The following is a 24126-nucleotide window of genomic DNA, read 5'->3' on the forward strand; positions in this document are numbered from 1 at the left end:
AAAGCACATGAAATCGACGCACCGGCATATGCTGGGGCTGATGCTGGCTGCGGCCTGTATCGCAGGTCCTGTAGCTGCGCAGGACGCCAGCGACCCTGCCGCAATCCACCAGTCGATCCTGACGCTCGACACGCATCTCGACAGCCCGGCCAATCTCGACCAGCCCGGCTGGCGCATCACCGACCGGCACGATGTGCTGCACGATACGACGCAGGTCGATCTGCCGCGGATGATCGAAGGCGGCCTCGATGGGGGCTTCTGGGTGATCTATACCGATCAGGGCCCCAATGACGCGCGGGGCTATGCGGTGGCGCTGGCGCATGCGCTCAAGCGGCTGCACCAGATCCACGATTTCGTCGCCGCCAATCCGCAAAGCTTTGCCATCGCGACCAAATCGTCGGATGCCGCGCGTATCGCCGCAGCGGGGCAGCGCGTGGTCTATCTGTCGATGGAAAACAGCTATCCGCTCGGCAACGACATTGCCAATCTCGATGCCTTCTACCAGCTTGGCCTGCGCATGGCGGGGCCGGTGCACAATGGCACCAACCAGCTCGCCGATTCGACCAATGGCGAGGCGCTGCACGGGGGCCTCAGCGATCTCGGCAAGGCCTGGGTGCGCGAGGCGAACCGGCTGGGCATCATCATCGATGGCAGTCATGCCGCCGACAGCAGCTTCGACCAGCTGCTCGAGCTTTCGAAAGCCCCGATCATCCTGTCGCATTCGGGCCCCAAGGCGCTGCACGACCATCCGCGCAACCTCGATGACGCGCGGCTCAAGGCGCTCGCGGCCAAGGGCGGGGTGATCCAGGTCAACAGCCTGTTCCTGTCGCCCGACAAGCCGCGTCCGACAGTCGATGCGCTGCGTCCGCAAATCGAGACCGCCGATAGCCTGCCGCCCGAAGAACGCGCCGCGCTGATGAAGCAATGGGCCGAGGCGAACGCTGCCGAGCCGCGTTCCGATACCGATTTCGACCGCTACATGCAGGCGATCTTCTATTGCATCGATCTGCTCGGGGTCGATCATGTCGGCATCGGCGCGGATTGGGATGGTGGCGGCGGGGTGATCGGCCTCAACCAGATCAACCAGATCCCGAAGATCACCGAGGCGCTGCTGGCACGCGGCCTGTCGCGCGAAGATGTCGAGAAGATCTGGAGCGGCAATGTGCTGCGCGTGATGGCCGAGGTGGAGCGCGTCGCGGGCAAATAGGGGGTCCAGGGCTATTTGCGTGCCTTGAGCGCGGAATTGCGATAAGCTCTCGGAGCAGACCGGACGGGAGAAGGCCATGACGCGTCGGATTTCGAGCTCCTTTGCGATGCTGCTCGCGGCCCTGGTGTCGCTGTCCACGGCCTCGCTGGCCGCGCCCGAACGCAAGCCCGATCTCGCTGATCTGGTCGCGGGGACCTATGTCGGCGACATCATTTCCGATGCGCGCGGGTCCTCGAAATCGGGGGTGACGATCACCGTGACTCGTGTCGCCAAGGACCGGGTGGCGATTGCCTGCGACTGCGCGCGCATCCCCAAGGTCGAAATCCCCATCGAACGCGCGATGGACGCGATCCTCGCGAGCAGCGGGCCGCATGTCTTCCTGATCGAGAACCAGCGCGATCCGCGCCGCCTCAGCCTGACGATCGACGACGCCTCGCTGAGCCTCGAAAAGCAGTAACCCGTCATGCCCGCGAACGCGGGAATCCCGCTTTTTCGCCCATGTTGCCGAAGGAAGCGCGAGCCCCGCGTGCGCGGGGGTGACGAAACTGGGCAGCTGTAAGGTTACGCCATTTCCACCGCGAACAGCGTCTTGCCCTGATAGCGCTCCTCGTCGGGATTGAACACCGGCTGCAGGTCGAACTCATGCGCGGTCAGCGCCATATCGCCCAATCCGTCGAGCTTGAACGCGCTGACCTTGAGCTCGCGCGGAGGCTTGCCGTCGCGTTCGAGCGTCACGCCATCGAGATAGAGCTGGTCGTGCTTGGTATACAGGATGTGCGGCGCCAGCCGGATGCGCTGGCGGTTATAGGTCGCCTCGAGGCATTTGCGCAGCGCGATGGCTTCCAGCACGGTCTTGTTTGTATCCATCGCACCAATATGACCAATGCCGCACCGCGTTTCAACGAAAAATTGTGCGGTGCAGCATAGGTCTTTGGCAGGTCAGGCCTTTTCCTCGGCCTCCAGCTCGGCGAGCCATTGCTCGAGCCACTTGATCGTGTACTCGCCCGACAGGAAATCGGGCTCGTCGAGCAAAGCCTGGTGCAGCGGGATCGTCGTCTTGACGCCCTGCACCACGAATTCCTCGAGCGCGCGCTTCAGCCGCATGATGCAGCCCTGGCGGGTGCGGCCATAGACGATCAGCTTGGCGATCATGCTGTCGTAATAGGGCGGGATCTTGTAGCCGGCGTACAGCCCGCTATCGACGCGCACATGCATGCCGCCGGGCGGATGGTAATAGCTGACCAGGCCCGGTGACGGCGCGAACGTACGTGGGTCCTCGGCATTGATGCGGCATTCGATGGCATGGCCGCGAAACTCGATCTCGTCCTGCTTGACCGAGAGCGGATGCCCCTCGGCAATGCGGATCTGTTCGCGCACCAGATCGACCCCGGTGATCGCCTCGGTCACCGGATGCTCGACCTGAAGCCGGGTGTTCATCTCGATGAAGTAGAATTCGCCATTTTCCCAAAGGAACTCGATCGTCCCCGCGCCGCGATAGCCCATATCGGCCATTGCCTTGGTGACGACCGCGCCCATGCGCGCGCGCTCTTCGGGCGTGATGACCGGCGAGGGCGCTTCCTCGAGCACCTTCTGATGGCGGCGCTGCAGCGAGCAATCGCGCTCGCCGAGGTGAATGGCATTGCCCTTGCCGTCGCCGAAGATCTGGAACTCGATATGGCGCGGGTTGCCGAGATATTTTTCCATATAGACGGTGTCGTCACCGAAGGCCGACTTGGCCTCGCTGCCCGCCTGCTGCATCAGCGTTTCGAGCTGGTCTTCGCTCGGCACGACCTTCATGCCGCGCCCCCCGCCGCCCGATGCCGCCTTGATCAGCACCGGATAGCCAATCGATGCCGCGATGATCTTCGCCTCGTGGATGTCCTTGATCGCACCGTCCGATCCGGGGACCAGCGGCATGCCCAGCGCGCCGGCGGTCTTCTTGGCCTCGACCTTGTCGCCCATGGTCCGGATATGCTCGGGCTTGGGGCCGATCCAGATGATCTTGTGCGCCTCGACGATCTCGGCGAACTTGGCGTTTTCCGAGAGGAAGCCATAGCCCGGATGGATCGCGTCGGCCTGGCTGATTTCCGCTGCAGAAATGATGTTGGCGATGTTGAGATAGCTCTGGCCTGCGGGCGGCGGGCCGATGCACACGGCTTCGTCCGCCAGGCGCACGTGCATCGCATCGGCATCGGCGGTGGAGTGCACCGCGACCGTCTTGATGCCCATCTCGTGCGCCGCACGATGGATGCGCAGCGCGATTTCGCCGCGATTGGCGATCAGGATCTTCTTGATGGCCATGGGCTTACTCGATGACGACCAGAGGCTGGTCGAACTCGACCGGCTGGCCATCCTCGACCAGGATCGCGGTCACCCTGCCCGCGCGCTCGGCGGTGATCGGGTTCATCACCTTCATCGCCTCGATGATCAGCAGCGGATCGCCGATCTTGACCGTCGCACCGATGCTGACGAACGGCGCAGCACCCGGCTCGGGCGCGAGATAGCTGGTGCCGACCATCGGCGACTTGACAGCATTGGCCATCGAGGGCGCGGCGGGCTCTGCAGGCGCAGCCGGGGCTGCAGGTGCGGCGGCCGGGGCAGCAACGGGTGCGGGTGCCGCGGGGACCGCGACGCTGGCGACCGGTGCGGCGCTGATCGTGCGCGCGACGCGGATCTTGCGATCGCCGTCTTCCACCTCGATCTCGCTCAGGCCCGTTTCGCCCAGCAGTTCTGCCAGTTCGCGCACCAGTTTGCTGTCGATGTTCATGCCGCCTCCCTGTTTGTTGTTGCTGCTTTTGCCGCTTGGTGATGCCATGGTCCTGCGCCCTTTATTCTGCTTTTGATCAGGGGCGGCTCTTTGGCTGCTCCCGTGCGTAATTTCAATCGCTCACCCGCATCATGCCAGCAGACGCGGGGGCGTCAAAGCTCATAACTGCGCTGCGGCCTCCAGCGCCAATAGATAAGACGTTGCGCCGAAGCCGCAGATCGTGCCTTTCGCTGCGCGCCCGACGAACGAGACGTGACGAAATTCCTCGCGCGTGAGCGGGTTGGACAGATGCACTTCGATCACCGGTGTGGTGATCGATCGGATCGCATCGAGCAGTGCCACCGACGTGTGCGTATAGGCGCCCGCGTTGAGCAGCACCGCTTTCGCCCCGGTCGCCTGCGCCTCGTGCAGCCAGTCGACCAGATGGCCCTCATGGTTGGACTGGCGCATGTCGATGGAAAGCCCGAGCGTCTGGGCGCGATCTTCGAGCCGGTCGGCAATATCATCGAGCGTGTCCGAGCCGTAGATTTCCGGCTCGCGCAGGCCCAGCAGGTTGAGATTGGGACCGTTGAGAACGAAGATGGTGGGGTGTTCGGCCATGGGGACTTTCCGTTCGCTGGCCGGATGCCGCGAGAGGCCCCTATGCGGGAAACCGCCCGCTTAGGCAAGAATCCCGCTGCGGACGCTCATGGGACCGCCACCGTAGAGCCAGTCCCAGCGCGCCATCATCGCATCGGGGCGTGCGCTGGCGGCGCGGCCGAGCGGCAGCCGCATCGCCAGCGTTGCGAGCGGATTGCCCTCGTGAAAATCCACCCCGTTCGATCGCGCCATCGCCTGGATGCGCGCGGTGCGCGGCTGGCGCAGCGCGAAGAAGCGGGCGAGCGCGGGTTCGATGTGCTGCGGTTCGAGCGGCAGCAATTCTGCGAGCGCAAAGCCGTCCTCGATCCCCATCGCTGCGCCTTGCGCCAGGAACGGCAGCATCGGATGGCAGGCATCGCCGATCAGCACCGCGCGGTCCCGGTGCCAGGCGCGCATCGGCTTGCGATCAAACAGCGCCCAGCGCAACGGTTGTTCGACCCGCGCGAGCAGAGGGGCAAGCGCGCTCCACCCGGCGAAATCGGCGCGCAACCGGTCGGCATCGCCGGGCAGGTTCCAGCCCTCCTCGCGCCAGTCGGCCTGTTCGGTCACCGCGACCAGATTCACCATGTCGGGGCGGATGCGATAGGTCACCGCATGGCGGCGCGGCCCGAGCCAGGCCCCCACGCCGGGCGGCGGCGCAGCCGGATCGGCGGAATCGATCCGCACCAGCGCGCGCCAGGCGACATGGCCGGTAAAGCGCGGGGTGTCCGCTCCGAACAGATGTTCGCGGACCATCGAACGGATGCCGTCGGCGCCGATCAGCAGGTCGGCGGTCAGCGTTTCACCCGTTGCGGTGGTGATCGCGGCGCCCTCTGCGCGAATGTCGATTTCGGTCAGTCCCATGCCAAGGTGCAGCGCACCGGGTTGCACCTGTTCGAGCGCTTCGGCCAGGATCGCCACCAGATCGGCGCGGTGCAACGTCAAATAGGCTGCACCCCAGCGCCGCCTGGCTGCATCGCCCAGCGGGATTTTCAGGATCTCGCGCGCGCTGCGCCCATCGCGCAGGGTGATGGCTGCCGGGGTCTGGCCCGCGCACGCCACCGCATCGTCGACGCCCAGCGCACTCAGCACGCGCATCGCATTGGGGCCGAGTTGCAGCCCTGCGCCGACCTCTTCGAGCGTTGCCGCCTGCTCGATGACCTGCACTGCATGCCCCTTGCGCGCCAGCGCAAGCGCGGCGGCGAGCCCGGCAATACCTGCGCCGGCGATCAGGATGCGCATGTCAGGGTCCGGGGCGAGGGCATGAGGCCTGTCTAGCGCAGCGTGCAATTCATGCAACGCCCTGGCTTTCGCAGTTCGCCATCCGCCGCTATGCCAGCGGCCATGCTGCCCTCGCTGCTCATCATAGACGATTTCCTGGCCGATCCGCACGGCGCGCGTGCCGCCGCGCTCGGCCTCGGCTATGACCCCGCGACCCGCAAGGGCAATTATCCCGGCACGCTCTCGTCCGCGCCGCTCTCGATTGCCGGGCTCGAGGCGGCGGTGGCGCGGATCATCGGCGTGCCCGTCGTGCCGCAGCCTAGAACCACGCATGGCCATTGCCGCCTGACGCTCAAGGGCGATCGCGGGGTCAGCGGCGTGCATATCGACCCGTGCTTCTATTCGGGCATCCTGTATCTCAGCCGCGACGAGGACGCGCGCGGCGGCACCGATTTCTTCCGCCACAAGCGCACCGGGCTGGAAAAAGTGCCGACCGACCCGCTGGCCCTGGCGCAAAGCGGCTATGCCGATGCCAACGCCCTGGTCGAGGATGTCGTCAACCGCGACACCTTCCACGCCGCGAAATGGGAGCGCGTGATGCGCGTGCCGATGCGGTTCAACCGGCTGATCCTGTTCAGCCCTTGGCTGTTCCACAATTCGGCGGACGGATTCGGCACCACCGGCGAGAACGGCCGCCTCGTCCATCTGCAATTCTACGCGCGCGGCTGACCGGACCTTACGATTCGCCGTTCGCATTCATCGCACGCGCTTGCGCCTTTCTGCGGCGCAGATTTTCGCGCAGATTGGCGGCAAGCCTCGCCTTGCGCTCTTCTGCGGGGCTCGGTTTCGGCGGGGTGAGCGGCTTTTCCATCGGCTTTGCTGCATATCGTCGCACCGGCGCATTTGGCAAGACCGGCGAGGGTTGACAAACCATCGGCACCTGCGCATAGGCGCAGGCCTTGCGAGCGGGCAGCCACAGCGATCCGCTCTTGCAAGCCTGCGAAATGGTGTGCTGCTGTAGCTCAGTGGTAGAGCGCATCCTTGGTAAGGCTGAGGTCGGGAGTTCAATCCTCCCCAGCAGCACCATTTCGCCAATCCCCATCAATAAGGCGGTTTGACGCGTTCCTTCTGGGCCGCTGCCGCGTCTGCCCACCAGGTCAGTTCGTCGGCGAACTTGCCAAAGCTCCGCTCCAGCGATGCGCCGCCCGAGCCGATCGGCTGGCCCTGCTCGTCGAGCGTTTGCGTGATCTGCCCCACTGAGAGCATGCTGGGGATCACCACCATACCCATTTCGGACAAGGTCGGGTGCCAGGCCTGGCCGGCGCGCACGCCGGCGAAGCGCCCGGCGGAATAGGTGGCGAGCGCGGCGGGCCGCCAGAACCACTGTTCCAGATAATGGTCGGTCAGGTTCTTGAGACCCGGCTGCACGCCCCAGTTATATTCGCCTGCGACGAACAGGAACGCGTCCGCCGCCTCGATCTTTTTCGCCAGATCCTCCATCGCCACCGGCGCGGTGCCGGGCTCGTATTCCTTGTACATCCGGTCGAGCATCGGCAGCCCGACCGCCTTGGCGTCGATCAATTCGGCATCGACCCCGCGCTCGGCAAAGCGGCGCACGCAATAGTCGGCGAGCCGGATCCCCGCCCGGTCCGAGCGATACGACCCATAGAGCACCAGCAGTTTCTTCATCGGCAATCTCCTGTCGCGAACGATACGGTCGGACTGCCGGACGGTTCAATCGGTAAACACCACCGTCTTGGTTCCATTGAGCAGCACCCGATCGGCCAGATGGTGCCGCACCGCGCGCGCGAGCACGCGGCGCTCGATGTCGCGGCCCTTGCGCACCAGCGTCTCGGGCGAATCGGCATGCGTGATCTGCTCGACATCCTGCGCGATGATCGGACCTTCATCGAGATCGGCGGTGACATAATGCGCGGTCGCACCGATCATCTTCACCCCGCGCGCATGCGCCTGATGATAGGGCTTGGCCCCCTTGAAACCGGGCAGAAAGCTGTGATGGATGTTGATGCAGCGGCCCGAAAGGAACGCGGCAAGATCGTCGGAGAGGATCTGCATGTAGCGCGCGAGCACGACCAGCTCGGCCCCGGTCTCTTCGACCACGCGCTTGATTTCGGCCTCCTGCTCGGCCTTGGTCTCACGCGTGACGGGCAGGTGGTGGAAGGGAATGCCGCCAAGGTCCAGCCCGGCCAGCGACTCGACCGGATGGTTGGAGACGATGCCGACGACATCCATCTGCAATTCGCCGATTCGCCAGCGATAGAGCAGGTCGGCCAGGCAATGGTCGAACTTGGAGACGAGGATCAGCACCTTGCGCGGCGTGTCGGCAAGGCGGAGCGACCAGTCCATCGCATATTCCTGCCCGAGGTCCTGAAAGCGTGCATCGAGCGCCGCGGTCAATGTGTCGGGCAGGGTGAAGACCACCCGCATGAAGAAGCGCCCGGTCTCCTGATCCTCGAACTGCGCGGCCTCGCGGATGTTTCCGCCGGTGGCGAACAGCAGGCCGGTGACGCGGCTGACAATGCCGGGGCGGTCGGGGCAGGACAGGGTCAGGATATGCAGTGCGTCGCTCATGATCGGCCTTGGGTTCGCATTGGATCCCATGCTGTTGCCAAGAGCGTGGCCCTGCGTCGAGCCTTAATCTGCCAGCACGTCCTTCCATTCCGGATGACGCTGGAACGCGGCGACGACATAGCTGCAGCGGGGAATCACCTTCCAGCCCTGCGCGCGCGCCGTATCGATCAGCGTATCTACCAGCTTGCCGGCAATGCCCTGGCCGCGCATCGAATCGGGTACATAAGTGTGGTCGGCGCTCACGCGTCGCACGCCGCCGACCGCCGGTGCTTCGGCATAGGTCAGTTCCGCCTCGGCGCCCTCGGCGCGGTAGACGAAGCGCCCGTCCTGGCCTGCGGTTTCGTGATCGATCGTGATCTGTTGGGGACTGTCCATGCGGCTGCTCCTTGCGAAATCATCGCCCGGCCCGATATGGAGCGGGCATGAGGGATCGGCAAGAAGACGCCCGGGGGCGTCCAATCGTTGCGCGATTGCAACGCTTGCCATGATTCTGGCGGCGGGCCTGCCGCGCCATCCGCACGAAACCCTTTATCTATCAGCCGACTTGGCTTATATCGCGCGCTCGAAGAAACATCAGGAGAATTCGCTATACGTCCGCCAGCACCCCGTCGCGGCCTTGTTCTGCCACCCAAATCCGGCCCGCGCTTCAATCAGTTCATCCAGTCGCCCCAGGTTCGGGTGATCGATGAGAATGGCGAAAATCTTGGCGTATTGCGTACAGCAGATGCGATAGAGCGTGCCGCAGCGGTGGGTCTCGACCTGGTCGAGGTCTCGCCCAATGCCGAGCCGCCCGTCGCCAAGTTCCTCGATGTCGGCAAGTACAAGTACGAGGCCCAGAAAAAGGCCAATGCCGCGCGCAAGAACCAGAAGACGCAGGAGATCAAGGAGATCAAGATGCGTCCGAACATTGATGACCACGATTATATGGTCAAGATGAAGAAGGTGCATGCGTTCATCGAAGAGGGCGACAAGGTCAAGATGACGTTGCGCTTCCGCGGCCGCGAACTCTCGCACCAGCAGCTTGGCATGGCCCTGCTCCAGCGCGTGCAGGAAGACGTCAAGGAAACCGCCAAGGTGGAAGCCTATCCGCGTATGGAAGGCCGCCAGATGCTGATGGTGCTGGCACCCAAATAAGGGCGTGCTGGCGCCGCAATCGGCGCTCAGCGATATTTCGAGCGGCTCTGGTAGCTGATCGTGGCACGGTCATTGGCGGGCACGGTCACCTGCCAGACATGCTTGCCGTCCTTGCGAATCAGCTTGCCCGTGGCATTGCGGATATCGGTATCGGCGATTTGAGCGAGATCGATTTCGGCGGTGACGGGTTCGGCACTGGCATTGGTGAGTTCGAGCGCATAGCCGTCCCAGCCACCCTTGGCCGCCACTATCTTGCGCGTCGATGCCAGCCGCACCGCCGGACTGGCGCCGATGGTGAATTTCACCTCCTGCCCCACCGCATAATCGCGCATCCGGCCCTGGCCGATCAGCAGGCCGTTGCCGCCATCCCGGTCGAACACCGCGATGCGGCCCGAAGGTAGCGGCAGGCCGAGGCCGCTCGCGGTCTTGTTGTCCATGCGCAGCTCGATCTGGAGGGCGCGCGGCTCGCCCTCGCCATAGCCCATCGCGTTGCCGCGAAAGACCAGCCGTGCGGGCACGTTCTGCTTGGCGAGCAGCCGCACCTGCTTCTGCCCCCTGGCCGCAACGGTCGAGCGGAAGGGGACGCGGTAGAGCTTCAGATCTCCCAAAGCCTCCAGCTCTGCCTCCACATTGCGCGAGGCGGTGACCATGATGTCCATCGCCTCGCCGCGCACCGCGCCCGTCCGCGCCATCATCGCCGGGGCAGGCGGTGGAGGCGGAGGCGGAGGCGGGGGAGGCGGCACGGGATAGGCCATGCCTTCCGCCGTACTGCCCTGCGGCCAGCACTGAATAGCGAGTGGTGCCGCGCGGGGCCGATCCGCCAGATTGCGCATCGGCTGGCGGGTGTTGAGCGTGCCCGCGATCACCAGCAGCTCGGCATCGGCAAAGCTCTCGCCATTGCCATTGGCCAGCGTCAGCCAGGAAAACAGGTCGAGCGACTTTCCGTCCGCGCCCAGCTTCACGACATAATCGGCGTTCCAGTCGAAGCCCGAGGCGAGATAGGTCAACGTCACCTCGACCGTTGCGGCCTCGGGCGAGACGGTGTCGACCGACAGCACGGGCGTTGCGAACAGCCCGGCGGGCAGGTCGGTATAGACGACCCGCTCGGGCAGGCCGGAACATTGCAGCGCCTCGATGCCGCTATCGGTCTGGACCACCAGCGCGCCGCGCGATCCGCTGCGGATCACCGCCTGCTGCTCGGTCCGCTCGCCGGTCGCCGGATCGGTGCGTTGCAGCGTCACCCGGTTGCCGAGCGACCCATCGACCAGCGCGCCAGGCGAGAGCAGCTTTTTGTCGCGATTCTGCTCGATGATCCCGCCGGGCAGACCGCGGATCACGGCGGAGACCGCGACCATCCCTTCCGCGACGCCCGCAAAGCGGATCGTCGAGGGGCCTGCGGGAACGCTGATCGTGCGCTTTTCGGTGACGACCGCGAAACCGTTGAGGAAATTGAGGTTCATCCCCCCGCCATTGCCGCGCTGCGGATCGCGATAGATGGTGACCGCGACGGAACCGGGCTTAGGCGAGACGACTTCGGGGCGGGTTTGGGCCTGGGCGGGGGTAAGGACCACTCCAACTCCAGCCAAGATCAATGCCATCAAAGACCCCAGCACCCACCCCCGTTTGTCCCGAGCGTGTCGAGGGACGGCACGCAACCCTCGCCGATTACGTCCCTCGACTTCGCTTGGGACAAACGGAAAGGAGGCGGGTGGCTTGTGGCGCATTTCGAGATCTCAGATCAAGACCGCGTCTCGAAGGTCGCGGTCACCTCCGCCGTCCCATTGGCAGGCACATTCACCGCCCAGACCACCGCATTGCTGTTGCGCCGTTCGCTCTTCAGGCTCTCGGTCACCACCCGCGTGTCGGTCCAGCCGAAGTCGAGCCCCGCCTGCATCAGGTCCACCACCACCGCAGCGTCGCGCGCATTGGTGAGCTCGTAGCGCATGCTGGTCTGCCATTTCGTGCTCGAAAGCCGCTTGCGCTCGACCACCGTACTCTTGACCTTCACGTCGAACGCCTCGCCGGTCTTGAGCGCCAGCGCGCTGCCCATCGGTGTGTGGTCGATCGCGTTCTCGCCGATGAACTGCGGCGCGCCGCGCTGGTCGCGCTGGTAGAAGCGCACCGATCCGGCGGGCAGCGCATCGCCCAGGCCGCCCGACTTGCTCGAGCTGAACTTGACGACCGTGTCTGCACTGCGCGGTTCGTTGACGCTCGCCAGCCAGCCGACCCGATATTCATAGGCACGCGACGCGGGCACGCCCTGCACGTCGAGAAAGTTGACCTGCTTGGTCTGGCGGTCGGCGATGGTCGTGCGCCCAACGGGATAGAGATAATAATCGCCCAGCCGCTCGCGGTTCGCGGTCTCGGTCCCGGCGCTGCGGATGTTGCGGCCCCGGCTGCCGAAGCCCGATGCACCCTGCGGATCGCCTGCGACCAGCAGCGTATCGGCATTGCGATAGGTGGTGCCGGAGCTGTTCGATAGCGTCACCCAGCCCTGCACGTCGATGCTGCCCTTGGCCTCATCGAACAGGGCGACATAATCCGCCGACCAGCCAAGGCCTCCGGTCAGATAACGGATCGCCGCATCGCGCTGGCCTGCACGCTGGCTGTCCACGGTGATCGACAATGTCGGGCGTGCGCGCAGATTCTCGGGCACCTTGTCGAACACCGCGCGCACCGGCAGGCCATCGTCGCGCAGCACCTCGATACGGTTGCCGATCTGGACGACGACGCCCTCGTTCACCGACAGCACCTTGGCGCGCTCGCGCGTTTCCGCGCCGGTCGCCGGATTGGTGCGGACGAGCGTGATCGTCTCGCCCACCGCCTTTTCCATCAGCTTGCCGGGGGTCAGCAGGTCGTAATCGAAATTCTGCTCGACGATGGTCGCGCCATCGGCGGCGAAGCTGACCGTTTCGGGCCGGATCTGCGCGGAGACATCAGGAAATTCGAGCCGGCTGGTGCCGCCCGCGATATTGAGCTTGCGGATGTCCTGCACCAAAGAGATGCCGCCGTTATAGACCGTGACCGAGACATTGCCCTGCGTGCTCGGCGCATTGGGATCGGTCGCGTCCTGGGCGAGCGCGGGGCTGAGAATAGTCAGGCCGAGCGCGGCCGCTCCGATCGAGAACCGAGACGAACGCCGCATGATGACCTCCCCAGATATGTCGCTGGATCGTGGCTTATGCGGGCGCAAATGAACAGGGGCTAAATGGCTGGGCAAGCGCCGGTGCTGCGGCTAAGACAACCGCATGTTGCGCATCGCCTCGTACAATATCAACGGCATCAAGGCCCGTCTGCCGCGCCTGCTCGAATGGCTGGAAGAGACCCGCCCGCATGTCGCCTGCCTGCAGGAGATCAAGACGCAGGACGAGGGCTTTCCCGCGTCCGAGTTCGAGAAGCTCGGTTATGGTGCGATCTGGCACGGGCAGAAGGGCTTCAATGGCGTCGCCATCCTGGCGCGCGACGCGCAGCCGGTCGAGGTGCAGCGCGGGCTGGAGGGCGAACCCGAGGACGAGCATTCGCGCTATCTGGAGGCCGATGTGCACGGGCTTCGCGTCGCGTGCATCTACTTGCCCAACGGCAATCCGCAGCCGGGGCCGAAATTCGATTACAAACTGCGCTGGATGGAGCGCCTGCGCAAGCGGGCCGCGCAGATACTGGCCGAAGAGGTGCCTGCGGTGCTGGCAGGCGATTACAACGTCATCCCGCGCGACAATGACGTCTATTCGGTTCGCGCCATGGCATCCGACGCGCTGATGCAGCCCGAAAGTCGCGCCGGATACCGAAGGATCCTTGCAGACGGCTGGACTGACCCTATCGGAACACTACGCCCCGGCGGCGGAGTGTGGACATATTGGGACTATCAGGCGGGCGCCTGGCAGCGCGACCACGGTTTCCGCATCGATCACCTTCTGCTCAGCCCCGCCGCCGCCGACCGCCTGAGCGCGATCGGCGTCGACAAGGACCACCGCGGTCGCGAAAAGGCCAGCGACCACGCGCCCACCTGGGTGGAGCTGAGGGGCTGACTGGAGCGACAACTGTCTGACTTCCATTCTGGAATATGACAAATCGTGGTGCCAAATTGGTTCGCCTGAGTGATTTTCTTGGGTTGTTAATTTGCTGCACACAAACCTTGCAAAGACCGCTGATACATGCCGTGATACAGCCGCGACAGAATGCATATTCGATTAAATTGCTATTAAATACAGTAGTTTAGTTATTGCGAAGGCAATTGATGGCCCCATTTGTGTAAGCGTCGTCGATTTGGTTGAATGAATGTTCGTGATCGAGCAAATAGGTCTTTTGCATACAAATTTTGTATCATGTATATTGGTTGATGGTAGCTAACATGTAGGATATATCACTGCCTTCGTGGTGGGGGTTCCGGTCAGCATGATAGACACAAAGGCTAAGCTCAACGAAAGTATAGTTGGCCATTTTTCGAATGTCGGATTGGCTAACAGACTCATTAAAGCATTTATTCTTACGGGGGGATCTTTAGTAGCTGGTTTAGCTCAATTTTCAGATATTGATGACGCTGGTGCAAAAACATCCCAAATCGTTGGAATGCTTGGTTGCATAGTGGTCTTCATATCTGCCATTTGGATTGCTCTAAAAGATCAAGACTCAACTGAAGAGCTAAAGATTGCTTTTGAGTCTCAAAAAAAGTATGATGAAATAAACAGTAATATCTCAGAATTATATGAGATTTATGAAGATTTGGATAAGTCAAGAAATCTTATTGTTGTTAACAGTATAATTAGGGCGCTGTTGGAGCATAAAATCTGTCGAAACATCGGGTCAGAGGAAGCATTTGTTGACAGTGTTTTTGAAAATTGCAAGCGGCAGCTTTCGTTGGCAATGGGTTTGGTTGGGAGTGATGAGTGGACCATTTGTGTTTACATTGCAGAACGGAAGCCGGGAGCGCGCGATCAGTTGCGACTGCTAGGACATGCTCGTGCAATAGAGTGCACGAAGGACACGGCTAGGGTCTGGGACGAGGGCGTCGGCGTCGCCGGCGTTTGTTACGCCAATGCAGTTGAAGTGATTGTTCCGGATTTGCAATCCGACAGAATTGGAACCTTGTTTAATATCGGTCACAGAAAGCGGGATTACGATAGCTCTCGCTATCAATCGGTCGTTGCGGTACCCGTTCTTGTGGATGGGCATGCTCGACCGTGGGGTGTTGTCACTGCCACATCAGATCGCCGAAACCATTTTACGCCTGAGGCCTCCGGAATTCAGAACGCAGAGGGTGCCAGAATTCTCGCTGGGGCTATAGCGCTGTTCGTTGCCGTGCAGGCTCGGCTTGCCAAGCAGTCCGACCAAGCCTAGATTCAGAAAAAATTCATAGGGAAGGGGCAACATTGTGAGCATTATGACCCACACAACACCTTCGGAAGAGTTTACCATCGATCTTGCGATGGAGGACATTTTGTCAAAGGTTGCCGCCGGCACTGCTTCCAGCGATGAAAAGACTGAGCTTGCTCAACTGAGTGCTCGACGGGCACGTCTGATGCGGCGACCTAGAATTTTGACTGGGAGGCGTCGCGTCACGGCACTCTAGCCTGGCTGGATTTCCAACGCAGAAGTGTTGACCCGCGTGCATGAGTATTGAAGCGGCTTGGAGCCGATCAGGCGATAGTCGTGCCCTCAATCCGCTCGATTTCGCGCTTGGGTTCGGTCGTTTTAGCGCTCGGTACGGGGGCCAGCGACTGCAGCGCCGCGCCGGGCGTCACGCCGAGCAGCTGCTTCAGCCGCGCGCGGAAATTCGCGAGTTCGCTGCCCGAAAGCTGCGCACGGGTGGTGAACTTCACCGAATTGGGATCGACCGCGCGGCCACCGCGATAGAGTTCGTAATGCAGGTGCGGACCGGTCGACAGGCCGGTCGAACCGACATAGCCGATCACCTGGCCGCGCCGCACGCGCATGCCGTTGCTCACTGCAATGCGGCTCATATGGCCATAGCCCGTGGCGATATTGCCGCCATGCGCGATGCGCACGAAATTGCCGTAGCCGCCCTTGCGTCCGGCATAGTTCACCACGCCGTCGGCGGTCGCATAGATCGGCGCGCCGGTGCCTGCCTTGAAATCGATGCCGCTGTGCATGCGGCGGAAGCCCAGGATCGGGTGGCGGCGATAGCCGAAGCCCGATGTCACCGCACCGTTGACGGGGCGGGCGAACTCGCCGCGCGTCTCGCCGACGCCCGAGGCCTCGAACCATTGAACGTTGTTGCCAGTCTTCCAGCGCAGCATCTGCGCGCGCGGCTTGCCGCTGCGCTCGAGGCCCGCATAGAGCAGATCGCCCAGCTCCACCTCGCCGGTGGCGGCGCGCTTGTAGTCGACGATGATGTCGAACTGGTCGGTCGAGCGGATGTCGTTGCCGATCGAAAGCTGCGTCGCCAGCGTGCGCAGATAGGCCTGGATCGCAGAGGGCGGTGCCCCTGCGGCGCGCGCCGAACGGTACAGGCTGGAGCCGACCGTGCCGCGAATGCGCAAGGGTGTTGCATCGACCAGGATCGGCTTTTGCACCAGATCAAGCGCCGAGCCTGCGCGGACGATCTCGACATTGAGGTCGAAGCGCGCGCGGAAGGCGATGTTTTCGACCGGGCGCGGCTGGTTGCGCGCGAAGCGGCGGCCCAAGGTGATGTCGATGCGGGTGCCGTCGCGAATGTCGTCGAGCGGCACCACCGAGGAGACGAGATTGGCCACCGCCTGCGCATCGCCGCTGCCCACGCCCGCGCGCTGCATCACGCGCAGGAAGCTGTCGCCGCGCCCGATGGTGGCGGCGAGCTCGATCGTTGGGCGTTCGGGGGCCTGGGCCAGCGCGACCACGGCATCGGTCGCGCCCATGGCGTGCCCGGTGTCGCTGCCGAATGCCATCGGCATGATCGTCTGGCTGCGCAATTCCTCGCGCGCGGCAGGGGCCGGCGCGGTGGCGGCAGCGCCGATCGGGCTGACGCCGGGCCACAGGGCATAGGCTCCGGTGCACAGCAGGCACAGGGTGCCGAGCCCGCGAAACCATTCGAGGCTGCCGATATTCTGACCGAGATCGGGCGTCCAGTTGGTGTCGTGGATGAACTGGCGGGTGCGGGAAATCCGCTCCTTGAGCGCCTTGATACCGGTCGTCGGGGCGGGCTGGGCTGGGGCAGGCTGAGCGGGCCGGGTCGGCGTCGGGAGCACATCGGCCAGCGACAATCTGGCACTGGCGGCACCGGCCCCCAAAAGCTGTTCGCGTTGCTGAAACAAGACCGACCCCTTGCCGCCATTCCTCCCGTGCTGATCTCGAAAGACCGGCGCGATGGCGTTTTCCTCGCCGCAATCTGTGTGGACATGACCGGTTAAAGTCAAATTAACCCGGGGTGTAAAACCCTGTCTGCGGGATGAGCGGTGCAAGAAGCCCGATCAGCGGCGCAACCTATCCACAGGGCTTTGCATGCGGGTCTTGCAATGGCGGGAAGCTGCCATGATGTAGGGAGCTGGAGGCCGCTCCCATGACCCGATTTTCGCCGAGCCCCGTCACAGCCGTGCTGGGCCCGACCAACACCGGCAAGACGCACCTCGCCATCGAGCGAATGTGCGCGCATTCCAGCGGCCTGATCGGCTTTCCGCTCCGTCTGCTCGCACGCGAGGTCTATGACCGGGTGGTGAAGATCAAGGGACCGCACGAGGTCGCTTTGGTCACCGGCGAGGAACGGATCGTGCCCCCTGGCGCGCGCTGGTTCCTCTCGACCGCCGAAAGCATGCCGCTCGACAAAGGGCGCGATTTCGCCTTTGTTGCGATCGACGAGGCGCAGCTGGGCGCGCATCCCGAACGCGGGCATGTGTTCACCGACCGGGTGCTCAACGCGCGCGGACGCGACGAGACGATGATTCTGGGTTCCGAAGCCATGGCGCCGATGATCCGCGCGCTGGTGCCCGATGCGGAGATCATCGGCCGCCCGCGCTTTTCGACGCTCAGCTATGCCGGAATCAAGAAGCTCTCGCGCCTGCCGCCGCGCAGCGCGATCGTCGCGTTCTCGGCGGAGGAAGTGTACGCGGTCGCCGAGATGCTGCGGCGCTTTCGCGGCGGCGCGGCGGTGGTAATGGGCGCCTTGAGTCCCGCGACGCGCAACGCGCAGGTCGCGATGTACCAGGCGGGCGAGGTCGATTATCTCGTCGCCACCGATGCGATCGGCATGGGGCTCAACATGGATGTCGAGCATGTCGCCTTTGCCTCGCTGCACAAATATGACGGCGCGCGCCGCCGGCGGCTGACGCTGGCGGAAATGGCGCAGATCGCCGGACGTGCCGGGCGCCACCAGCGCGACGGCACCTTCGGATCGGTCGCCGGCCATCACGATGCGCAGTTCACCGACGAGGAGATCGAGCGGATCGAGCAGCACAGCTTTCCGCCGCTCAAGTCGCTGTTCTGGCGCGAATCGCGGCTGCGTTTCGACAGCCTGGGCACCTTGATCGCCGATCTCGAGCGGTTGCCCTCGAGCCCGGTGCTGAAACCCGCGCCGGAAGCGATCGATCTTGCCGTGCTGCGCCGCCTGGCCGACGATTCCCAGGTCGCGACCAGCGTGCGCGGAACGGCTGCGGTGCGGCGCTTCTGGTCCGTATGCTCGCTGCCCGATTTCCAGCATCGTGGCGCGGAGCATCACGCCAATTTCGTCGCGCAGCTCTGGCAACATCTGGGCCAGGGGCTGGGCCACATTCCGGTCGATTTCATCGCGCGCAAGATCGCCGATCTCGATTCGGTGCAGGGCGATGTCGAGAAGCTGGGCGCGCGCATCGCGGCGATCCGCACCTGGGCCTATGTCGCGCAGCGCCGCGACTGGCTCGCCGATCCCGCCGAGATGGCGGGGCGCGCGCGCGAGGTCGAGGAGCGATTGTCCGATGCGCTGCATCGCGCGCTGGCGCAGCGCTTCGTCGACCGGCGCACCGCGGTGCTGCTGCGGGGCCTGGGCGGCGATGCGTCGCTCCTGCCCGTCACGCTGGAAGAAGGCGATGCGATCTGCGTCGATGGCGAGCCGATCGGGCATCTGAACGGTTTTGCCTTCGTGGTCGACGCGCAGGCACGGCTGGCCGATCGCAAGCTGCTCGTCGCGGCTGCCGACCGGCATCTGCCCGGCCTGCTCGCCCGGCGCGCGCGCGATCTGATCGCCGATGGGCCGAAGGCGCTCGCTATCGGCGCGGATGACAAGGGGCGGCCGGCAATGTTCTGGCGCGGGCAGCGCATAGGCCTGCTCGTTCGCGGGGCTTCGCTCGGCCATCCGCGCTTCCAGCCCGACCGCGCGCTCGATGCCATTCTGCGGCCCGATCGCGAGGCGCTGCTCGCGCATATCGGTACCTGGCTCGAAGCGCATCTGCGCAAGGCACTTGGCCCGGTCCGTGCGCTGACCAGGGCCGCGGAGGACAGGCGCTGCTCGGGCCCGTTGCGGGCGCTGCTGGTGCAACTGGTCGAGGCAGGCGGGGCAATCGCGCGGACCGAGGCCGAGCCGCTGATCGCCGCGCTCGATGCGCCTTCGCGGCAGGTGCTGCAGCGGCTGGGCGTGCGTCTGGGCAGTCTCGACATTTTCTGCGCTGCGATGATCCGGCCGGATTGCCAGGCGATGCTGCGGCTGATGCGCGCGGTGCGATCGGGCACAGTACTGCCGCAAGCACTTGATCCTGCCGTCGAGAGCCTGCGCACGGTCGTTCCGACATCGGCGCTGCCGGGCGAGGGACACCCGGCCTACCGCATGCTCGGCGATCAGGCGCTGCGCGTCGATATGGCGGAAAAGCTGATCCGCGCCGCGCATGACGGCAAGGGCGAGGCGCAGAGCTTCGCCATCGATCCTGCGCTCGCGATCTCGATGGGGCTGAGTTCCGCCAATGCCGAACGGCTGATGCGCGCGGCAGGCTTCCGGCGCGACGCGGCCAAGGGCGAAGGCGCGGCGGACAAGCAAAAGTTATGGCGCTGGCGGGGGCTGGCGCGGAAAAAGGCTCAGGTCCCAGCGGCGGGCCCCGAGAATCGGGGGCATTTTGCCGCGCTGAAGGAATGGAAGGTGGCGATTGGCTGAAAAGGGCGGCGGAGCATCCTCATCGATCGGCAGCACGGGCGCGCATATGCGCATGGACCTGCTGCTCTGGTATCTGCGGCTGGTGCGCAGCCGGTCGCAGGGCAAGATGCTCGCCGAACAGGGGGTGATCCGCAGCAACGGCAATCGCGTGGTCAAGGCGCATCACGCGGTGCGCTGCGGCGATATCCTCACCGTGCCGCAAGGCTCGCGCGTGCTGGTGCTGCAGATCGATCAGCTGCCCTGGCGACGCGGCCCGGCAGACGAGGCGCTGGCCTGCTACAGCGAACCCGGCGAGGTTCGCGCCACCGGCTAAAGCACGGCTTTGGCACCCCAAGGCAGCGCCATATTGACGCGTCGGCCTTGTCACAATAGCAAGGCGCCCAGAATCACTGCGGCATGACCATGCCATCACCACGCCCGACCGGCCTTGCGCGCCGGCACGCATTCAGGGGAGCGATCACAGCCGATGACCTATGTTGTCACCGACGCCTGCATCAAGTGCAAATATATGGACTGCGTCGAAGTCTGTCCGGTGGACTGCTTCTACGAGGGCGAGAACATGCTGGTGATCAACCCCAGCGAGTGCATCGACTGCGGTGTGTGCGAACCCGAATGCCCGGCCGAAGCGATCCTGCCCGATACCGAAGACGGCCTGGAAAAATGGCTCGAGCTCAACACCAAGTACAGCGCCGAATGGCCGAACATCACGGTCAAGCGCGACAGCCCGCCCGATGCGGACGAGTACAAGGGCAAGGACGGCAAGTACGAAGCCTATTTCTCGCCTGAACCCGGCGAAGGCGACTGATCGACAGGGTGGGTTCGATCGGTCTTGCTGATCGACCCGTGCGTTGTACGCCTACCCATCCTCAGCCCCTCCCTTGCAGGGAGGGGAGCTATCCGGCATCGACAATCTAGCTATTCCCCTCCATGGACAGGGAGGGGCAAGGGGTGGGTCGTCTGCGCCGACCTCTTTTTGAGAGTTTCCGCACTGCCCCGCTGCAAACGTTGGCGGTTTCCGTAGCGTAATTCTCCCAACACGATTGTATTTTTGTTCGCAGCCCCCATCTAGGACCGGAATGGCCATTACGGGGTGGCTATTTTGTGACGAATCTGTTAAGTGCGGCCTATTGGCGCAGCGGGTTTGCGCTGATGGGTGTCCCACATTCGGCACATTTTGAGGAGAATAGCTCGAACGGCTGACATGCGAGTTCGAAAAGGCTCCCGCTTCCCCTGAATACAGAAAGGTTTTTGAATGGCCGCCAAAGCGCTGTCTTTTGATGTAGGCGATTATGTGGTTTATCCCAAGCACGGTGTCGGCCGTGTTGTGGAACTTCAGAAGGAAGAAATTGCCGGCATGCAGCTCGAGCTGTACGTGCTGCGCTTCGAAAAGGAACGGATGACCCTGCGCGTTCCTGTGAACAAGGTCGAAAGCATCGGCATGCGCAAGCTGTCTTCGGACAAGACGCTGCGCGAAGCGATGGAAACGCTGAAGAGCAAGCCCAAGGTCAAGCGCACCATGTGGTCGCGCCGCGCCCAGGAATATGAAGCGAAGATCAATTCGGGCGACCTCGTCTCGATCGCCGAAGTGACGCGCGATCTGTTCCGTCCCGACGACCAGCCCGAGCAGAGCTATTCGGAGCGGCAGATTTTCGAAGCCGCCTCGAGCCGTCTGGCCCGCGAGCTGGCCGCGATGGAAAAGACCGACGAGCCCGCCGCGCTCAAGAAGATCCTCGAGATCCTGAACGCCGCCGCGCCGCAGTACTACGAAGCCGCCGAATAAGCGCTTTCGCGTTCGACGCATCAGCAAGACCCCGGATTGGCAGAGGCCGATCCGGGGTCTTGCTTTGTGTGGAGATCGATCGCTATCCGTCATTCCCGCGAACGCGGGAATCCCGCTTTTTCAGCATCGGTAGCACAGAAGCGGGACCCCCGCTTTCGCGGGGGTGACGAGGAAGGCGGTGTGCCGAGACCGGTTGCGATGCCTTTCGGCTTGAGGCACGCTGGCGCAATTCCATCAGGGGGAGCCGTCGTGACAAGCCAGGCCTGGCCGCCGATCGATCATCGTCCGGGTCTGACCGTGCCCGCGCTGCTGTTCTGGGCGGCCGTGCTCTCGACGCTGCCCGTGCTCTGGCTCAACGTGCTGCCTGCGCTGGGTGGCGGGGCGCAGCGGGGCCATGCTGATCACAGCCTGTGGATCGTGCTGCATGCGCTGACCGGATTTCTGACGCTCGTCTCGGGATTCCTGGCGCTGTACATGGGTTGGACCCGCGCGGCGTTCGACTATCACCGCCATACCGGCTGCACCTATGTCGGCGCGGGCATGACCATGGCGTTCGTCGCGCTATTTCTCGCGATCAGCGACCCACACCGCAATCTCGCCAGCGGCTGGGCGACAGGCACGCTTGCAGTGGTCTGGCTCGTCGCCACCTCGATGGGCTGGTGGCGGGGCAGCCAGAAGCGCTGGCGTGTCCACCAGATGTGGATGATCCGCTCGCTGGTGCTGACCTTGACCTTCGTCTTCTGCCGCCTCGCGCAGCGGCTGGACGACATGGACGGGATCGCCCCGGCGCTCGCTATCTGGGCGTACTGGGTCGGACCGCTGCTGATCGCGGAGATCGCCCTGCAGCTGTGGAACCGCCGCAGCCCCGCCCGCTGACGCGACCTCAGCTCTTGTACAGGCTGTCCAGCCGCTCCTGGTAGCGCCCCTTGATGACATGCCGCCGGATCTTCATCGACGGCGTCATTTCGCCATTCTCGATCGTGAATGGCTCGTCGGCAAAGTTGAACTGGCGCACCTTCTCGATCACCGAAAGGTCGGCATTGACCCGGTCGATCGCCGCGCGCACCGCCGCCTTGAACTGCGGATTGGCCTGGAGTGCGGCGAAATCGACCTTGAGGCCCTGCGCGCTCGCCCATTCCATCGTCCATTCGGGATCGGGCACCACCAGGCCTACCAGATAGGGCCGCCGGTCACCGACCACCATCGCCTGGTGAATCTCGGGCTGCAGCGTCAGCATGCCCTCGACCTTTTGCGGCGAGACATTGTCGCCCTTGTCGTTGACGATCAGGTCCTTCTTGCGATCGGTGATCGCGATGCGCCCGGCCTCATCGATGTAACCGATGTCGCCGGTGTGCAGCCAGCCGTCCTTGAGCACGCGCGCGGTCTCTTCCGGGTTCTGCCAGTAGCCGTGCATGACGAGTTCGCCGCGCACCAGGATCTCGCCATCCTCGGCAATGCGCACCTCGGTATCGGCAAGCGGCGGGCCGACCGTGTCCATCTTGATGCCCACGCTGGGCCGATTGCACGCGATGATCGGTGCTGCCTCGGTCTGGCCATAGCCCTGCAGTAGCGTGATGCCGAGTGCGTGAAAGAACACGCCGATCTCGGGATTGAGCGGCGCGCCACCCGAGACCATCGCCTTGACCCGTCCCCCGAACCGCGCCTGGATCTTGGGGCGCAGGCTGTTCGAGAGGATGAAGTCCATCGGCTTGTCGAGCACGCCATCCCTTCCGGCGAGCTGCTTCTCGCCCAGCGCCATTGCGCGCTCGAAGAGGAAATTGGCGACCTTGCCCTGTTTCTGGATCTGCTTGAGGATACGCGCACGCAGCACCTCGAACAGGCGCGGCACTACCACCATCAGCGTCGGGCGCACCTCCTCGATATTGCTGGCGAGCTTTTCGAGCCCTTCGGAATAATAGATCTGCGCGCCGAGCCCGATCGGGAAGAACTGTCCTGCGCTGTGCTCATAGGCGTGGGAGAGCGGCAGGAACGACAGGAAGACCTCGTCGTCCCAGCCGAAATCCTCGGAGATGACGCGGGTGGGGCCCGCGATATTGTGCAGGATCGCGCCATGGTGCTGCATCACCCCGCGCGGCGCCCCGCCGGTGCCGCTGGTATAGATGATGCACGCGGTGTCTTGCCGCGTGAGCGTCGCCGCATCGGCACGGACGGCAGGCATCAGTTCGGCCTGGCGCGCGGCATCGCCGGTCACCAGATCGGACCAGTTGTGCGCGCGGAAGCGGCTGGCCTGGCCGACCTTGACCGGCTCCATGCCGATCACGTGCCAGGCATTGCCTGCGCGCAGCACGGCGGGCAGCAATGTGCGCGCCAGCTTGGCATCCGAAACGATGACGGCGCGCGCGCCCGAATTGTCGAGAATGTGCTGGTGGTCGCGCTCGGTATTGGTGGTGTAGGTCGGCACGGTGACGCAGCCAGCGGCCATGATCGCCAGGTCCGCGATGCACCATTCGGGACGGTTCTCGCTCACCAGCATCACCCGGTCGCCGCGCTGCAGCCCCATGTCCTTGAGCGCGTGCGCCAGTTCCGCGACCTGACCCGCCGCTTGCCGCCAGCTGATCGGCGTCCACGCACCGCCGCGCTTGGCCCAGAGGAACGGCGCATCGCCCAGCTCGTCGGCGCGCGCAAAGAACAGGTCGAGCAGGTTGTTGAAACGGGCAAACTGGTCGAGCGATTTGTTGGCGATCACCGGGTCAGGGCTCCTCTGGCTGCCGCGTTCATGTCTGCGGTCTTTGGACTAAGGG

Annotated in this window: 24 protein-coding genes and 1 tRNA gene; 12 read left to right on the forward strand and 13 right to left on the reverse strand. The window is 64.1% G+C overall.

Going from position 1 to position 24126, the window contains the following annotated elements:
* Positions 1–7 precede the first annotated feature (7 nt).
* Positions 8–1207: a dipeptidase gene (locus AX725_RS01160; protein WP_208598077.1), complete on the forward strand. Its 1200-nt coding sequence runs from the start codon at positions 8–10 to the stop codon at positions 1205–1207.
* A 76-nt stretch (positions 1208–1283) separates the two neighbouring features.
* Complete coding sequence (locus tag AX725_RS01165; RefSeq protein ID WP_066117082.1) at positions 1284–1664, forward strand: hypothetical protein; 381 nt, start codon at positions 1284–1286, stop codon at positions 1662–1664.
* A 104-nt stretch (positions 1665–1768) separates the two neighbouring features.
* On the opposite strand, the gene AX725_RS01170 is transcribed toward AX725_RS01165, so the two are convergent.
* From AX725_RS01170 to AX725_RS01190, 5 genes are all read right to left on the reverse strand, one after another.
* Complete coding sequence (locus AX725_RS01170; RefSeq protein ID WP_060979762.1) at positions 1769–2074, reverse strand: hypothetical protein; 306 nt, start codon at positions 2072–2074, stop codon at positions 1769–1771.
* 72 nt (positions 2075–2146) lie between these two features.
* Entirely contained in the window at positions 2147–3508 is a 1362-nt protein-coding gene (gene accC, locus AX725_RS01175; protein ID WP_060979761.1) for an acetyl-CoA carboxylase biotin carboxylase subunit, read from the reverse strand.
* A gap of 4 nt (positions 3509–3512) precedes the next feature.
* The gene (gene accB / locus AX725_RS01180; protein WP_196490429.1) at positions 3513–3974 is read right to left on the reverse strand and encodes an acetyl-CoA carboxylase biotin carboxyl carrier protein; all 462 of its coding nucleotides are present in this window, start codon (positions 3972–3974) and stop codon (positions 3513–3515) included.
* 159 nt (positions 3975–4133) lie between these two features.
* Positions 4134–4574 carry a type II 3-dehydroquinate dehydratase gene (gene aroQ, locus AX725_RS01185; protein ID WP_060979759.1) on the reverse strand — a complete coding sequence of 147 codons (441 nt, stop codon included), beginning with the start codon at positions 4572–4574 and terminating at the stop codon, positions 4134–4136.
* 60 nt (positions 4575–4634) lie between these two features.
* Positions 4635–5834 (reverse strand): FAD-dependent monooxygenase, encoded by a 1200-nt coding sequence (locus AX725_RS01190; RefSeq protein WP_060979758.1) that lies wholly within the window; start codon positions 5832–5834, stop codon positions 4635–4637.
* A 102-nt stretch (positions 5835–5936) separates the two neighbouring features.
* On the opposite strand from AX725_RS01190, the gene AX725_RS01195 reads away from it, so the two are divergent.
* Positions 5937–6542 carry a DUF6445 family protein gene (locus AX725_RS01195; protein ID WP_060979757.1) on the forward strand — a complete coding sequence of 202 codons (606 nt, stop codon included), beginning with the start codon at positions 5937–5939 and terminating at the stop codon, positions 6540–6542.
* Between the two features lie 7 nt (positions 6543–6549).
* Here AX725_RS01195 and AX725_RS21605 read toward each other — a convergent pair whose 3' ends face one another.
* Complete coding sequence (locus AX725_RS21605) at positions 6550–6684, reverse strand: hypothetical protein (RefSeq protein WP_269454094.1); 135 nt, start codon at positions 6682–6684, stop codon at positions 6550–6552.
* A 140-nt stretch (positions 6685–6824) separates the two neighbouring features.
* Here AX725_RS21605 and AX725_RS01200 point away from each other — a divergent pair.
* Positions 6825–6899 (forward strand) — tRNA-Thr (locus AX725_RS01200).
* 15 nt (positions 6900–6914) lie between these two features.
* On the opposite strand, the gene AX725_RS01205 is transcribed toward AX725_RS01200, so the two are convergent.
* The 3 genes from AX725_RS01205 to AX725_RS01215 form a co-directional block, all read right to left on the reverse strand.
* A complete protein-coding gene (locus AX725_RS01205; protein ID WP_060979756.1) occupies positions 6915–7502 on the reverse strand; it encodes an NADPH-dependent FMN reductase in 588 nt (195 codons plus the stop codon).
* 45 nt (positions 7503–7547) lie between these two features.
* Positions 7548–8405 carry a formyltetrahydrofolate deformylase gene (gene purU, locus AX725_RS01210; protein ID WP_060979755.1) on the reverse strand — a complete coding sequence of 286 codons (858 nt, stop codon included), beginning with the start codon at positions 8403–8405 and terminating at the stop codon, positions 7548–7550.
* 63 nt (positions 8406–8468) lie between these two features.
* Positions 8469–8780 carry a GNAT family N-acetyltransferase gene (locus tag AX725_RS01215; RefSeq protein WP_060979754.1) on the reverse strand — a complete coding sequence of 104 codons (312 nt, stop codon included), beginning with the start codon at positions 8778–8780 and terminating at the stop codon, positions 8469–8471.
* A gap of 213 nt (positions 8781–8993) precedes the next feature.
* On the opposite strand from AX725_RS01215, the gene infC reads away from it, so the two are divergent.
* Positions 8994–9539: a translation initiation factor IF-3 gene (infC, locus tag AX725_RS01220; protein ID WP_081096846.1), complete on the forward strand. Its 546-nt coding sequence runs from the start codon at positions 8994–8996 to the stop codon at positions 9537–9539.
* 26 nt (positions 9540–9565) lie between these two features.
* On the opposite strand, the gene AX725_RS01225 is transcribed toward infC, so the two are convergent.
* Both AX725_RS01225 and AX725_RS01230 read right to left on the reverse strand, forming a co-directional pair.
* Positions 9566–11137, reverse strand: a complete 1572-nt coding sequence (locus AX725_RS01225) for a DUF4139 domain-containing protein (RefSeq protein WP_156440455.1) — start codon at positions 11135–11137, stop codon at positions 9566–9568.
* A 140-nt stretch (positions 11138–11277) separates the two neighbouring features.
* Positions 11278–12684, reverse strand: coding sequence for a DUF4139 domain-containing protein (locus tag AX725_RS01230; RefSeq protein ID WP_060977573.1), 1407 nt, complete (start codon positions 12682–12684; stop codon positions 11278–11280).
* Between the two features lie 106 nt (positions 12685–12790).
* On the opposite strand from AX725_RS01230, the gene xth reads away from it, so the two are divergent.
* On the forward strand, positions 12791–13564 hold the full coding sequence (xth, locus tag AX725_RS01235; protein WP_060977574.1) for an exodeoxyribonuclease III: 774 nt from the start codon (positions 12791–12793) through the stop codon (positions 13562–13564).
* A gap of 367 nt (positions 13565–13931) precedes the next feature.
* The gene (locus tag AX725_RS20805) at positions 13932–14873 is read left to right on the forward strand and encodes a GAF domain-containing protein (protein ID WP_155645724.1); all 942 of its coding nucleotides are present in this window, start codon (positions 13932–13934) and stop codon (positions 14871–14873) included.
* 299 nt (positions 14874–15172) lie between these two features.
* Here AX725_RS20805 and AX725_RS01240 read toward each other — a convergent pair whose 3' ends face one another.
* On the reverse strand, positions 15173–16786 hold the full coding sequence (locus tag AX725_RS01240; protein WP_066113954.1) for a M23 family metallopeptidase: 1614 nt from the start codon (positions 16784–16786) through the stop codon (positions 15173–15175).
* A gap of 245 nt (positions 16787–17031) precedes the next feature.
* Here AX725_RS01240 and AX725_RS01245 point away from each other — a divergent pair, with 245 nt between their 5' ends.
* The 5 genes from AX725_RS01245 to AX725_RS01265 all read left to right on the forward strand — a co-directional run bounded on the left by AX725_RS01245 (position 17032) and on the right by AX725_RS01265 (position 22240).
* Complete coding sequence (locus tag AX725_RS01245) at positions 17032–19584, forward strand: helicase-related protein (RefSeq protein WP_060979426.1); 2553 nt, start codon at positions 17032–17034, stop codon at positions 19582–19584.
* Positions 19577–19897, forward strand: a complete 321-nt coding sequence (locus AX725_RS01250; protein WP_230962313.1) for an RNA-binding S4 domain-containing protein — start codon at positions 19577–19579, stop codon at positions 19895–19897. The genes AX725_RS01245 and AX725_RS01250 overlap by 8 nt, the downstream gene beginning before the upstream one ends.
* Before the next feature lie 153 nt (positions 19898–20050).
* A complete protein-coding gene (gene fdxA / locus AX725_RS01255; protein ID WP_060979427.1) occupies positions 20051–20389 on the forward strand; it encodes a ferredoxin FdxA in 339 nt (112 codons plus the stop codon).
* 447 nt (positions 20390–20836) lie between these two features.
* On the forward strand, positions 20837–21364 hold the full coding sequence (locus AX725_RS01260; protein ID WP_023837598.1) for a CarD family transcriptional regulator: 528 nt from the start codon (positions 20837–20839) through the stop codon (positions 21362–21364).
* Between the two features lie 249 nt (positions 21365–21613).
* A complete protein-coding gene (locus AX725_RS01265; protein ID WP_060979428.1) occupies positions 21614–22240 on the forward strand; it encodes a DUF2306 domain-containing protein in 627 nt (208 codons plus the stop codon).
* A 7-nt stretch (positions 22241–22247) separates the two neighbouring features.
* Here AX725_RS01265 and AX725_RS01270 read toward each other — a convergent pair whose 3' ends face one another.
* Complete coding sequence (locus AX725_RS01270) at positions 22248–24071, reverse strand: AMP-dependent synthetase/ligase (protein WP_066113950.1); 1824 nt, start codon at positions 24069–24071, stop codon at positions 22248–22250.
* Positions 24072–24126: the final 55 nt, after the last annotated feature.

The organism is Blastomonas sp. CCH9-A1, assembly GCF_001557175.1.
Taxonomy (GTDB): domain Bacteria; phylum Pseudomonadota; class Alphaproteobacteria; order Sphingomonadales; family Sphingomonadaceae; genus Blastomonas; species Blastomonas delafieldii_A.